This window comes from Bradyrhizobium sp. SZCCHNR1043, assembly GCF_032489675.1.
In the GTDB taxonomy this organism is placed as follows: domain Bacteria; phylum Pseudomonadota; class Alphaproteobacteria; order Rhizobiales; family Xanthobacteraceae; genus Bradyrhizobium.
The window spans coordinates 219,919-232,416 of sequence record NZ_JAUEYN010000004.1 but is presented as its reverse complement, the minus strand read 5'-3'; the positions used below and the strand labels follow the sequence as shown (position 1 = coordinate 232,416).

General features: G+C 63.0%; 11 protein-coding genes. 6 read left to right on the top strand and 5 right to left on the bottom strand.

Translation table 11 applies throughout. The annotated features are described in order from the left end of the window. Positions 1 to 22: 22 nt before the first annotated feature. Complete coding sequence (locus QX039_RS08710; protein ID WP_315741093.1) at positions 23 to 871, bottom strand: ABC transporter permease; 849 nt, start codon at positions 869 to 871, stop codon at positions 23 to 25. Positions 872 to 1,001: 130 nt separating this feature from the next. Between QX039_RS08710 and QX039_RS08705 the strand changes: the two genes are divergently transcribed. Further along, on the top strand, positions 1,002 to 2,402 hold the full coding sequence (locus QX039_RS08705; RefSeq protein ID WP_315741092.1) for a hypothetical protein: 1,401 nt from the start codon (positions 1,002 to 1,004) through the stop codon (positions 2,400 to 2,402). On the opposite strand, the gene QX039_RS08700 is transcribed toward QX039_RS08705, so the two are convergent. Genes QX039_RS08700 through QX039_RS08685 form a run of 4 tightly spaced genes read right to left on the bottom strand, consistent with a single transcriptional unit; the run spans position 2,361 to position 7,591 of the window. Then, entirely contained in the window at positions 2,361 to 4,373 is a 2,013-nt protein-coding gene (locus tag QX039_RS08700; RefSeq protein WP_315741091.1) for an HAD family hydrolase, read from the bottom strand. The two genes, QX039_RS08705 and QX039_RS08700, sit on opposite strands and share 42 nt — an antisense overlap. A gap of 2 nt (positions 4,374 to 4,375) precedes the next feature. After that, entirely contained in the window at positions 4,376 to 5,266 is an 891-nt protein-coding gene (locus QX039_RS08695; protein ID WP_315741090.1) for a glycosyltransferase family 2 protein, read from the bottom strand. A gap of 25 nt (positions 5,267 to 5,291) precedes the next feature. Beyond that, positions 5,292 to 6,170: a class I SAM-dependent methyltransferase gene (locus tag QX039_RS08690; RefSeq protein WP_315741089.1), complete on the bottom strand. Its 879-nt coding sequence runs from the start codon at positions 6,168 to 6,170 to the stop codon at positions 5,292 to 5,294. Further along, the gene (locus QX039_RS08685; RefSeq protein ID WP_315741088.1) at positions 6,167 to 7,591 is read right to left on the bottom strand and encodes an ABC transporter ATP-binding protein; all 1,425 of its coding nucleotides are present in this window, start codon (positions 7,589 to 7,591) and stop codon (positions 6,167 to 6,169) included. Before QX039_RS08685 ends, QX039_RS08690 begins: the two co-directional genes overlap by 4 nt. Positions 7,592 to 7,748: 157 nt before the next feature. On the opposite strand from QX039_RS08685, the gene QX039_RS08680 reads away from it, so the two are divergent. From QX039_RS08680 to QX039_RS08660, 5 genes are all read left to right on the top strand, one after another. Next, positions 7,749 to 8,888 carry a hypothetical protein gene (locus QX039_RS08680; RefSeq protein ID WP_315741087.1) on the top strand — a complete coding sequence of 380 codons (1,140 nt, stop codon included), beginning with the start codon at positions 7,749 to 7,751 and terminating at the stop codon, positions 8,886 to 8,888. After that, positions 8,885 to 10,084 (top strand): hypothetical protein, encoded by a 1,200-nt coding sequence (locus QX039_RS08675; RefSeq protein WP_315741086.1) that lies wholly within the window; start codon positions 8,885 to 8,887, stop codon positions 10,082 to 10,084. The genes QX039_RS08680 and QX039_RS08675 overlap by 4 nt, the downstream gene beginning before the upstream one ends. A gap of 68 nt (positions 10,085 to 10,152) precedes the next feature. After that, on the top strand, positions 10,153 to 10,419 hold the full coding sequence (locus QX039_RS08670; protein ID WP_315741085.1) for an acyl carrier protein: 267 nt from the start codon (positions 10,153 to 10,155) through the stop codon (positions 10,417 to 10,419). Between the two features lies 1 nt (position 10,420). Next, entirely contained in the window at positions 10,421 to 11,635 is a 1,215-nt protein-coding gene (locus tag QX039_RS08665) for a beta-ketoacyl-[acyl-carrier-protein] synthase family protein (RefSeq protein WP_315741084.1), read from the top strand. After that, positions 11,541 to 12,491: a MaoC family dehydratase gene (locus tag QX039_RS08660; RefSeq protein ID WP_315741083.1), complete on the top strand. Its 951-nt coding sequence runs from the start codon at positions 11,541 to 11,543 to the stop codon at positions 12,489 to 12,491. Before QX039_RS08665 ends, QX039_RS08660 begins: the two co-directional genes overlap by 95 nt. Positions 12,492 to 12,498: the final 7 nt, after the last annotated feature.

Below are 12,498 nucleotides of genomic sequence, written 5' to 3'. Positions count from 1 at the left end.
TGTTCATCGCGTCCGCAGACCGTCAGACCACGTCGGCGAAGCCGCGCTTCGTGCGCATGAAGAAAGCATAGCCAGCAACAGCGACAACGACGCCAGCGGCGAACATCGCGCCCAGCCTCCCCCATTCCGGCGCAAGCCCCAGCACGGCGACCTTGCGCGCATCATCGACCAGCGCAGCAATCGGATTGAGATCGAACAACCATCGGAATTCCGAGGGGACACTGCTCAGCGAATAGAAGATCGCGCTGGCAAACATGAGCACTGTCAGCAACAATGGCACCATCGCGTTGAGATCCCTGACAAACACGCCGAGACTGGACAGCAGCCAGCTCAAGCCCAATGCAAAGCAGATCAACGGCGCGACCACGAGCGGAAGCAGCGTCGCCGTGGCCGGAACCGTACCGTGCGCCAGCAGGACGCCACAGAAGAATGGGACGAAGCTGACGATCATCTGCACGAGCGCGGCCGCCACGGCCGACAGCGACAGAATCTCCAGCGGGAAAACCACCTTGGTGACGAAGTTAGGTTTCGAGACGACCAGAGCGGGCGAGCGTCCGACCGCCTCGGCGAAGAAATCGAATAGGATCAGCCCGCAGAACATCGAGAGCACGAAGTCCAGCTTGCCCGCGCCACCGCCGAGTTGCGGCTGCAGGATGAAGCCGAAGACGACCACATAGACAGTCAGCATCCCCAGCGGCCGCAACAGCGACCAGACAACGCCCAGATACGAGCCGCGGTAGCGCGCCAGAATATCCCGCAAGGTAAACTGCCGAAGCAGCGTGCCGTGCGCGACCAGTCTGCGCACGATTTCCCACGGCAACAGCAGTTGCGGCCAGGAAAAATGATCTCGCGATTGCTGCACGGCCGCCATGTTACGTCGCCCCCGCTACGAAACCATAAGTATCAACAAGTTTGACAGTAGCGCCAAACGAGTGCAAGCAAATAGCTGAATTTCGCAAGCCGACAGCGACGATTCCGTATCCTTCTCAGGCACAGCGCTCATGACGACCGAGCATCAGGATCGCTTTCCGCCTTGGGCTCTGGCGCTCTTGACCTTCGTCGGATCAGCGCTGATCGCGTTGCCCTCGTTTCCCGGACGGATGAATGCCGATGCGCTCGACCTGTATGGCCAGGCACTCGGCGACCGCTTTCACGACTGGCACGCTCCTCTCGTGGCCTGGCTGTGGAGAACGATCGGCGCCTCTCCGTCCCTGGTCGCGGGGCATACCACGCTGATCGTCTTCGCGATCGTTTATGCGGTCGTCCTCACCTTACGCGCCAATGGCCTTTCGTCGCCGGCGGCGTTGCTGGCCGCGTTCGGATTCGCGTTGTTCCCACCCGTACTCAACCACCTCGTTGCGGTCTCGAAGGACACCTGGGTGGCCGCGCTATTCGTCGCGACCTTCGCGATGTCCTCGGCGGCCGCGCCAACCAGGCTCGTCCATACGCGCGCAGCCCTGATTGCGCTCGCGCCATCGATACGCCCGGAGACCGTTCTCCTGCTGCCGCTGTTCATTTGGGGCGAGTACGTCCTGGCCGGACGAAAATTGCTCCCCGCCGCCCGCTTCGCCGGGGTCTTGCTCCTCACCGCCGCCGCGCTAGGCCTGTTCGTCGCAAAAGTCGTCAAGCCTGAAGCCCGGCATGCCGAGGGCGGGATCTTTCTGTTCGACCTCGCCGGCATTTCGATCCGGACCGATCAGCTCTTGCTGACTCCCGCGAGCTTTCCCGCCAACGATCTTGCTGTGCTGCAGCGGCACTACTGGAGCGACAGCCTGTCTCCGATCGCATGGGCGAATCCCGAAAGTGAAATGGTGCGGTTCGTCGTCGGCGACGACTTGGCAGAACTGCGTCGCCGCTGGGAGAGCGCCGTTGTGGCCTATCCGCTCGCATATCTCGACACCCGCAGCGTCATCGTGCGCGAGTACCTGCGCGGGCATTGGACGTACCATCCCGGCATCGATTCAAATCCTCGTATTCACCTCTTTTGGCCGAAGGCGAACGGAATGGTGAATGCCTATCTCGATGCCGCGCCTCAATGGCTCTCCAGCCATTGGCTCCCGATGATCGGAGCCGTCGTCCTTCTGGCGGCCATAGTGCGGCTGAAGCTGCATCGGCGTCGACCGGAGTGGATCGTCTATCTGGTCGTGGCTTTCGCCTATCAGGTCATGCTGCTTCCCCTCATCGTCGTACCGGATTATCGGTTCGGATATGCGGGCGTGATCCTGTTCTTCCTGATCCTTGGGTTGACGTCGCGCGATCTCGCACTGATGGAACGAGCGCGGACTGTGGGCGATGACCATGGGACCAAGGCGGAGGGCGCCGCCGGCGGGCTGGCCGCGCCGGCGGCGACGTCCGCGGGATTACCGGGTCAGAAGCCAATAGACCGCGCGCTGCACCGGTGAGCCGCGACGATTGCGGCCGGCATGCCAATAATCGTGCCGGAGCACCCATCGGAACGACTGCGGTCGCGCCAGCATCCGCAGGCTGTGCGGATAGGCCAGCAGTCGTCTTGCGTATACGGCACCGAATCCTTCTCCATGCGGAATATCGCCGACATGACGCGCCTCGGCTTCGGTCGGATACTGCAGGAAGCGCTTCAATTGCGCCGCCGCCGCGTCCTTGGACAAGGCGAGGTCCGGAAACCGGACCTTCAGCGCCAGATAGTCGTCGACGAATTGCATCGCCCCTTGTTGCATGCGCACGATACTCTCGACCCTGTAGGGCTCGAGATCGGTGGACGCCCTAACCGGAAAATAGTTGCCGTCGGCGTCGCGCTCCATACGAACGATCGTCCCCTCCGTCGCCGAAAACAACAATTCGACGACTTCGACCCCCTCCCAGATCAAGCGCCGGTAGTCGTCCGGTTCGCCCCGCCGGAAAAGATAGGCGTCGTGGGGATATTTCTCGTCGGGCAGAACGATCTCGTGCGCGAACCCATATGTGCCGAGGTAGAGTCCGGTAATCTCCGGGCAATCCCCCCTCTCACGCAGCATATCGGTGATCGACCGCTGCATCGTACCATGCCACCCGACGTCGATCAGGCCAACGCGACGGCCCCCCACCAGACCGGAAGCGCTCAAATAGTCCAGCAGAACCTCACGTTCCTCACACGCGTTCTCGCAGATCGGTCCTGCAAGCCCGAGGAACAATTGCCGCAGGCGTCCATAGTCCGCTTCCGTCTTGACCTCGTGGTCGGGGCCGCTAAATCCAGCCGCACCGAAAGCTCCCTGATGTTTGCGCCAGTCGACGCCAGCGCGCTCGATGAATTGCGCCGCTGTAAGCACCGATGTCCCGCCCGACAGAAACCGGATGACATCCTCATTGAGGTCCTTGATCGCCGCCACGTTAAGCGCACGCCTCGAACCATAAAGATAGTGCGTCTCTTTGACCGCTCCATCTGTCGCGGCGGCCAGCTTGTCATAGACCTGCTGCATCACGAGCCCTTCACGGGCCAGGAAATACAGGGCGTCCAAGCGGCGCGCCTTAGCCTGCTCAATCAACCATTCCGTAAAGCCGACAAACAGCGGACCGGCCGTTACATAGCCGAAATCCTCCCAAAAGCTCTCCTCGCGCGAGACCGGCACGGCGTCCCGCCTTGCATGGGTGATCCGGTTGGCGATCAGCCCCTGCGCAACCGACCTTGCCGCAGATACAGGCTCCGATGTCTTCCACACCTTCGAGGCGCGGTGAGAGCTCATATACGCGTCCATGCAGCGCCGGTAATGCCAGGTCGACATTCCATGCTTCCGTCCCATCTCGATATCCGCGCGGATGTTGTCGCCGATGTGGAGCCAGCGCTGACCTTCACCGGGCAGGCGCGCTCGCGCTTCGGCATGGAGCTCGCCGGTTGACTTCGTCTTCTTCGAGACCGACGAAACCAGTAAGGCTTCATAGCCGTCATAGCCGGCATTCCGCAGCAGGTCGGCAATCACCTGCTTCGGAAGGTACGAATCGGAGATGAAGGCGATTCGCTTGCCGCGATCGCGGCACCAGCGATAGGCATCATGAATGAACGGATTGCGCCGGCAGACGTCGAGCTCCGCCTCGATCTCCATTTGAGCAACGGCCTTAGACAACTCCGAATCGATAGCCAGGGACTCGGAAAGGGTGTCGTAGATTTCGTCCAACGTGACTTCCCGGGCACGATGGCTTTGCCAGGCGCGTTCGCGCGCCAACCGCTCCGCATCGCGCCGCGCCGCCGCGAACTGAATTGAATCGGCGCCGAGCCTGCGGCGCACAGCCGGCTCCATCAACAGAAAGAGATCATCGGGCTCCGCCAACGCGCGAAGAATCGACGTATCGAAGACGTCGAATGAAACGACGTCGGCGTCATCAAGTCTGGATTGGAGTTCCGCGTCCATGTCGCTTTGCATGCTCAATCGAATTTTCTTCGGCGAAAGACGCGATGAAGAAAGCCCTTGTCCTGGCGCCGCTTTCGAAGCCACGCCTCCAATAGAAACATCTGCCACGAAATATTGGCCAGGGTGCCGATCCCGGTGCGGCCGCTATTCAGTTCCTGACGAAGCCATTCGTTGCGGAGGAAGACGCTGTAGTTCTCATGCTGGTGGCTCTGATCGACGACCGAATTGCTGTATTCGACCGCGCCTGCCGGCAAACGATGGTGATAATAGGCCAGGCATTCGCACAGCACTCCGATCTCGAAGGATTGCAGGAATCGGACATTAAATTCCCAGTCACCCAGAACCGGAAGATCCTCCCGGAACGGGCCGATCTTCACCAGCGCATCTCTCCTGAACAGGAACGAGATCGGCGGGAACATGTTTTGCGCCAGCATGCGAAACAAATGCACCCCCTTCACCCAGGAATTGAAATCGTGTCGTTGCACGGTCTCGATCCGGTCCTCCCTGATGGACTCGACGACTCTCTCCGTGTGGGTGATCACGCCGGCCAGTTTCGGAAACGTCGCATTCGCCTCCATATAGGCCACAGTCTTACTGAGGAAGTCCGGTCGCCATGCGTCGTCATCGTCGTGAATAACGATATAGCGGCTGGATGACGCTTCAACGCCTTGATTTGACGCGGCTTCCATGCCGCGCGATGTATTATTGTGGATGACGTGGCAACGACCTGCATAGCGGCCCGTGCGCTGGGCGATCAGTCCGTCGACCGTGGCAGGATCGCCGCCGTCGTTGACCACGACGTGAATCCAATTCTCGAAGCTCTGGCCCAACACGCTGTCCAGGGCGCGCGGCAACAGCAACGGACGGTTCCTGGTCCGCGTGATCACCGCAACAGTGTCATCCATCTGATGATATCCCCAATCCATCCCGTCAATCACCGTCGGAGCGACGAACGATGCCGATCGCGCGCAACCAGCCAGAAGGCTGCCGTCTTTCCAGTTCGCCGACGCGCTGTTTGAATCTCTCGCTTTCCTGCCACCAGCGGTCGGTCTGCTCCCTCTGCCATTGCAAGTCGATGGCGGCGCGGTAGCGCTCGACGAGCCATTCGCCGCGGTAGAGATAGCCGCGGATCTTGTCCGGCACGCCTTCCGCGAGCCCGGCGCGGTACCAGCGTTCGCCCTTGGGAAAGAGGATGCCGAGCCCCCACCGGTTCAGGAATTCGAAGTGCGGATGGCGCTGCTTGATCTCTGCCCAGAAACGGGCGGACTCGTAGCCCGATGACGGCGCGATGTCGTGCATCAGGATGATTCCGTCCCGGGCAAGCTTTGGCAACCAGGTGGTGAAATCGCTGCGAACCGCATCATAGGTGTGCAGGCCGTCGATATGCAGCAGATCGATCGAATCGTCGTCGAACGCTTCCGTCGCCTGATCGAAGCGGGCGCGATGCAGCACAAAGCGATCATCGGCGAACGAGCCGGCCATCGTCTTCGCTGCCGTCTCGTACACTTCGCCGCCGTAGTGGCCGCAGTGCTCGTCGCCTTCCCACGTATCGATGCCGACGACCCGGCTCGGCAGATCGCGATCTTTGACCGCCTGGCAGAAGGCAAAATAGGAGCAGCCGTAGTGAACGCCGAGTTCGACGATCAGGCGCGGCCGCGAAAAGCCGACCAGATCATAGGCGAAGTCGCGGTGCCCCTGCCAGGGGGATATCGCGAGCTGCGGGTTCAGGACATCCGACTCGTAAGCTGGTTCGCTGACGACCCAGGCTGGTTGCTGCGACAAGTCGGCGGAATGCTCGGGCTCGATCATACGCCACACCGGATTGATGGAGGCGCTGCCGAACCGGGGGCTGGCCAGGCCGTGGAATCGCCAAACGGCACGATGTCGAGCTTCGTTATCGGGTTGTTGAAGATGCCGTGGATCGCCCGACCAGGACTGATGGCGTTGAGCTTGACGACGCTATGAGCCCAGCATTGGACGACGTGCCGCAGCGGATCCGTCCCCTCGCCAATGCCGACCGTAAGGGTGTAGTCGCCCGGCTGGATTTCCGGCCAGACAAATTCGAGCCGCACCAGGTGTTCGCCGGGATCGAGTGCGACGACGCCGCGGGCGAGGCTACAACTGTTCTCGCCGCAGATTTGATTGCCGTGACGGTCGCTGAGCAGATAGCCGACGATCACGTGCGTCTTCGTTGCGGCGCACCCCAGCAACAGATCGACGCTGATCCGGTCCCCCGCCTGAACCGTACCGGCCGGAGCAAGATCAGGTCTGGTGACGGCGACCCGCCTGATCAGAACGTCCCCCGCCCCGCTCAATTGCGACGATTTGAGATCAATCCATGGCAGCCGTTCGAACCTGTTCGCGTCCATGTCCGCGCCCGGCGCGGCGCGTCTGCCCAGCGCTGCAGAGCCGGCGTCCGCCACGGAACGGTCGCGTCCGTCGGAGACGCGGTGCGACATCCTGATGTAGAAATCGACTGCATCCCTGGAGCTTCCGGCGAAGACGATTTCGCCACGGTCGAGCACATAGGCGTATTCGGTCACGCTGCGGATCGCCTGGAGGTCGTGCGTGACGAAGACCTTGGTGACATCGGCCATCGCCTCCCTCATGTGGCGGATGCATTTCTGCTGGAAGAAGATGTCGCCGACGCTCAGCGCCTCATCAACCAGCAGCACCTCCGGCTTGAGACAGGCGGAGGTGGCGAACGCCAGACGGACGGTCATGCCGCTGGAATAGGTCTTGGTCGGTTGGTCGATGAAGTCGCCGATGTCCGCAAACGCGGCGATTTCGTCGAATTTCGCGTCGGTTTGCCGCCGGCTCATACCGCGGATGGCCGCATTCAGATAGACATTCTCACGCCCCGAAAAGTCCGGATCGAAGCCACTGCCAAGCTCGAGCATGGCGGCAATGCTGCCGACGACGGCGATCTCGCCCTGGCTCGGCGTCAGCGTCCCAGCGAGCAGCTGCAAGAGCGTGCTCTTGCCTGAACCATTGCGGCCGATGATGCCGACACTGGCGCCGCGCCGCACCTCGAGCGAGACGTCATGCAGGGCGTAGTAGTTGCGAACGGCGCCATGCGACAATCGCTCGCAGGTGTCTCGCACCGCGGCCGGCAGGAACGGCAGTTGGCCAAGTCGCCCGAGCAGTGGCCCATGTAGGCGCGCCGCCGGCGACGACCAAACCGTATAGGCTTTGGAGACGTTCTCGACTTTGATGGCGAGTGATGGCATCTGCGCAGACTGCGGACGAAGGCCATGCCATCAAACATCAACGAGCAGGCCATGGCAATTGCAACCTTGAAGATGTCCGATATCTATCAATCCGGGGCGAAGAACGGTAGAGAAGAACGACAGAATCGTTGAATACAATTCGTACCGGTATTCTTTCTTGATCTGGGACAACACATTGCCCCGCTGGGCGCCGCTTCTGCCGGCCAAGCTTCGCTTCCGGCACATGCTGGCGGCGCATCACGGCGGACGGACAACGGGCCGGTTCGTGGCTGTCCCGGAGGAACCGCCGCCCGACCCGCTCCGCGCGCCACTCCGCATTCACTTCTGGACACCCAATCCGTGGCCCAGCACCGCCATCCATGTCGATCGGGTCGTACCGGAGTTGCGCCGTCAAGTCGCAGCTCTCGGTCTGCCTTGGCAGATCGATGCCGGAGGCCTCCCCACCGCGCCGGTGGATTGGCTGCTCTGCCTCAAGGCCGTTCCGCCGCGTGGCCTGTGCTCACCGCATCGTACCGTCCTGCTGCAGCCCGACGACGCGGACCGGGTCTGGGCGGATCTCGACCGCTTCGCTCATGTCGTCTCGGTTTCCTCTCCGGTATTCGCATCGTTCTTAGGGACTGCCCATTCCCGCACCTGGTTCATCGAAGAGACCGAAACGGTCGATCTCATCGAAAGCGGCGGCGCCGCGCTCGACGCTGTGGCCCCCTCGCAACGACCGCCACTCTTGTTGTGGCATGGTACGCGGGAAAGCCTCGATGGTCTCGTCGCCCTGAAGGACGCGCTCGCTTCGCTCGGCCGCGACACCGATGCCGAACTCGTCATCCTCACGAACCTTCCGGAGCGGAGCGAACGGTGGGGCGCTCTGCCGGTCCGCTACACCCCCTGGTCGCCCAAAGCGCTGTGCGCGCTGGCAGCCCAGGCCCGGCTGGGCATCGTCCCGGCGCGGCCGTCAGTTCCCGATTCCTATCTCAAGTCTGCCGGCCGCATGCGTGGTCTGTTCGCCCGGGGATGTCCGGCCATCGGCGACGCCCGGTCGCCGGATGTTGTCGCCTTCAGCGAGGTCTGCGGCATGCCGTCGGCGCAGACCGCGGATCAATGGCGCGACGCGATTGGGCAAATCTTGAACGATGATGTGCGGCTGGATCGCATTGCGCGTCAGGGACATGCCCAAATGCGCGCGCATTACAATACGGCTCGAACCGCGGCCCAGTGGCTTTGGTTCCTCGGCGGTGGGGCCGAAGGGCCCGACCGCCACGGCAGCCCCCATCCCGCTGCCTTGCCCCGAGACCGCACATGACCGCAACCGGCGAGAACAGCCGCTCCTCTTCTGCGGTGGTGCATCGCCGCACGACCTCGTCGCCGCTGACGATCGAGCAGGTCCACACCCGCGCGCAATTACACGATTTCATCGTCCTGCCGCGAGTGATCTACAACGGGATGCCGGGTTTCGTCGCTCCGCTCGACTACGAACGGCGGCAGATGCTTGATCCCCGGCACAACTCATTCTTCACGCATGGGCAGGCAGCCTATTGGATCGCCATGCGGAATGGTCGGCCGCAGGGACGCATCTCGGCCCAGATCGATCACGCTGCCACCGGGCCGGAAGCGGCCGACATCGGACTGTTCGGGTGTCTCGACGCGATCGACGACGGCGACGTCGTCAACGCGCTGTTCGTGGCCGCGGAGGCTTGGCTGCGTCGGCAGCGGCGCAAGGTGGCTCGGGGACCGTTCCTGCTGTCGATCAATGGCGAATCTGGCCTCCTCCTGGAAGGGCAACAGGAGCCGCCGATGACGCTGTTCCCATGGCATCCCGGCTATCTCGATGGTCGCGTTCGCGACGCCGGATACGCGCTCGTCCGAGAGTTGCTCTGCTTCGAGTACAATAGAATGGACGTCGGCACCGAGAGTCGTTTCGAACGATTCTCCTCCATGCGACGTCACGCCGGCATCACCACGCGCGACATTCATCTCGACGCCCTCGACGCCGACATGGAGCTGGCGAGGCAGATCTTCAATGATGGTTGGCAGGACAATTGGGGCTTCACCCCGACCACGCAGTCCGATGTGCGTGCACTGACGGCCCAATTCAAGCCGATGCTGTTTTCGGACGCTGGATTTTTCATCGAGGTCGATGGCGAGCCCGCAGCATTCATGCTGGCGATTCCCAACTTGTTCGATGTCGCCGCCGGGCTCGGGCCTGTCCCGAGCCTCGTCGGCTGGCTCAAGCTGTTGATCCGCATCAAACGCGCGAAGTACCGTTCCTTCAGAATTGTCCTGCTCGGCATGGCCTCGAAATACCGCAGCAGCGCTCTCCGCGCAGCAATTGCGGCCGTCATGGTCGAGGAACTCTGGAAGCGCGGATCGACGCTGGGCATCGACCGGGCAATAGCCGGGTGGGTTCTCGACAACAACCCCCTGGCGCAATCCCTGACCCGGATCGGATTGCGACAGTCCCACACCTATGGAGTCTACGAGAAGAGCATTGTAGACTGACTTGAAGTTGCCGTAACTAGGCAGCGCAACTTGGCACGCAATCGGAGGCACGATTGACCCAATCGAATGTGGAAAAGGCCGCTCCTGCCGCCTCCCTGGCCGACCAGATCCTTGAAGTCATTGTCAGCGAAGGGAAGATCGACCCGGCCAAGACGACCCCCGATGCGACGCTGGAGAGTCTCGAGATCCAATCCATCGACGTCGTCATGATCCTGATGGCGATCGAGGAGAAGTTCGGCGTCTATGTGCCGATCGACGGCGGCATCGCTGACGTCAAGGACCTGAGCGGATTCGTGCAACAGATCGAAGCCCGCATTCTGGTGGAGCGCAGCTGACGTGTCGCGCCCTCGCGTCGTCGTCACTGGCATGGGCGCGGCTTGCGCGACCGGCAAGGGCATTGACGCCCTCTGGCGCGCAGCCCGCGACGGACAAAGCGCCGTGGGACCGCTCGAGTTCGAGCGGCCGGGCTCGAACCAGATCAAGCTCGCAGCGCAGATCAAATCCTTCGCCCCGGAGAGCTATGTCGAGGCCAAGGTTCTGCCGTTCTGCGACCGATATGCGCAGCTTGCCATCGTCGCTGCGGACGAAGCCCTGTCCCAGGCAGGCCTTGCGCGCGAGGAGCGCCAGGGGCCGACGACCGCCGTGATTCTCGGAACCGGCGTCGGCGGCATCACCACCATCGACGAGCAGTGCTACAGCGCCTACGCGACGAAGTCCCGTCTCAATCCGCTGGCCATTCCGCGCATCATGAGCAGCGCCGCCACCTCGCACCTGAGCATACGCTACGGCTGCACTGGCCCGACCTTCACCATCACGAGCGCCTGCGCCTCATCGGCCCAGGCGATCGGAGTAGGTACCTCGCTGGTCCGGTCCGGCGCGGTGGAGCGGGCGATCGTTGGCGGCAGCGAATCGTCAATGACCGCGCTGAATATCCGCACCTGGGAATTGCTGCGGGTGCTGACCCCGGATGCCTGTCGGCCCTTCTCCACCGGCCGCAACGGCATGGTGCTCGGCGAGGGCGCCGCCATCATGGTGATCGAAAAACTCGAGACCGCGCGCCGACGCAACGTCGAACCGCTGGCCGAGATCGTCGGCTATGGCACGTCGAGCGATGCTTTCGACATCGTTCGTCCTGACCCCAATGGCGCTCGGTCCGCGATCGAACAGGCCATCGCCGACGCCGGGCTGACGCCCGGCGATATCGACTATGTCAACGCCCATGGCACCGGCACCGTCGCCAACGATATCGCCGAGGCCGAGGCGCTGCAGCGCGTGTTCGGCGACCGGCTGCCCCGCCTCGCAGTGTCGTCCACGAAGCCGATCCACGGCCACGCACTGGGCGCCGGCGGGGCGATCGAGCTGGCGATCACCATCATGGCGATGCGCGACAACATTGCGCCGCCGACCATCAACTGGCTCGGTGCCGATGCGAAATGCGGCATCGACCCGGTCGCCAATGCGGCGCGCGCAATGCCGATCCGCGTCGCGATCTCGAACTCCTTCGCCTTCGGAGGCGTCAACGCATGCCTCGCCGTCGCGCGGGCGGATTGACCCTGAGGGATCTGATGTGAGCGGGCCGGACAGCGCGCAGGATCAGGTCAGCATCGGCCCGATTGCGGTCCGCGCTGACAGGGCGGACGTCGCTGCCTTCGTGTCCGCGCTGGGGCTGCAGCGCCGCTTCGGCCCCGTACCGTTTGCCTTTCCGATCCGCTGGCTCAGCCTTCCCGCAATCCGACCAACCGTGATCGGCAGGCTCGGGCTCACCGATGAAATCGTCGTGCAGCAATCGCAGACCTTCACCTATCATGAAGGCCTCGGCCCCGATCGCGACTACGGCTTCGCAGTCGAAGCCCGTCGCGAGCGGACCCCAACGGACCGGACGCTCTTGCGCGGGACCGTGTGCGATTCCGAAGGGCGGATCGTCGCAACGCTCGACACGCTGTTGCGCACGTTTCGTCCCGACGCAGCACGCGACGCCGCACTCCGCTCGCGCCCGATGCCGGACTCGAGCTTTCCGGTGATCGAGACTGGGCCGATCGACATCGCGCAGACCGAGAGCTACGCGGCGGCATCGCTCGACGACAATCCGCTCCACAGCGATCCCGCGACGGCTCGCGCCGCGGGTCTCGACGGCCTGATAATCCACGGCATGCTGGCGATGGGGCAGATCGAAGGCGCGCTCCGCGACTGGATGCCGGCACTGCGGATCAATCGCATCCATGGCAATTTCCTGTTGCCCGTTCCAGTTGGCAGCCGCCTCCTCTTCTCCGGTCGTGTTGTCAAGCGAATGCCATCGGACGTGCCGAGTAGCGGTCGCGCCGAGCAGTTGATCCTGCGCGTCATCGTCTCGACCGATGCGGGGTACGCAGCATGCGTCGCTGAAATCGCGGCGCGCCACGACGGCTGAGGATCGC

What these genes read in the sequence shown, in the direction of transcription:
- QX039_RS08690 (WP_315741089.1), bottom strand. Translation starts at nt 6,170, where the DNA reads ATGATCGAGCCCGAGCATTCCGCCGACTTGTCGCAGCAACCAGCCTGG.
- QX039_RS08705 (WP_315741092.1), top strand. Translation starts at nt 1,002, where the DNA reads ATGACGACCGAGCATCAGGATCGCTTTCCGCCTTGGGCTCTGGCGCTC.
- QX039_RS08675 (WP_315741086.1), top strand. Translation starts at nt 8,885, where the DNA reads ATGACCGCAACCGGCGAGAACAGCCGCTCCTCTTCTGCGGTGGTGCAT.
- QX039_RS08685 (WP_315741088.1), bottom strand. Translation starts at nt 7,591, where the DNA reads ATGCCATCACTCGCCATCAAAGTCGAGAACGTCTCCAAAGCCTATACG.
- QX039_RS08700 (WP_315741091.1), bottom strand. Translation starts at nt 4,373, where the DNA reads ATGCAAAGCGACATGGACGCGGAACTCCAATCCAGACTTGATGACGCC.
- QX039_RS08710 (WP_315741093.1), bottom strand. Translation starts at nt 871, where the DNA reads ATGGCGGCCGTGCAGCAATCGCGAGATCATTTTTCCTGGCCGCAACTG.
- QX039_RS08660 (WP_315741083.1), top strand. Translation starts at nt 11,541, where the DNA reads ATGCGGCGCGCGCAATGCCGATCCGCGTCGCGATCTCGAACTCCTTCG.
- QX039_RS08695 (WP_315741090.1), bottom strand. Translation starts at nt 5,266, where the DNA reads ATGGATGACACTGTTGCGGTGATCACGCGGACCAGGAACCGTCCGTTG.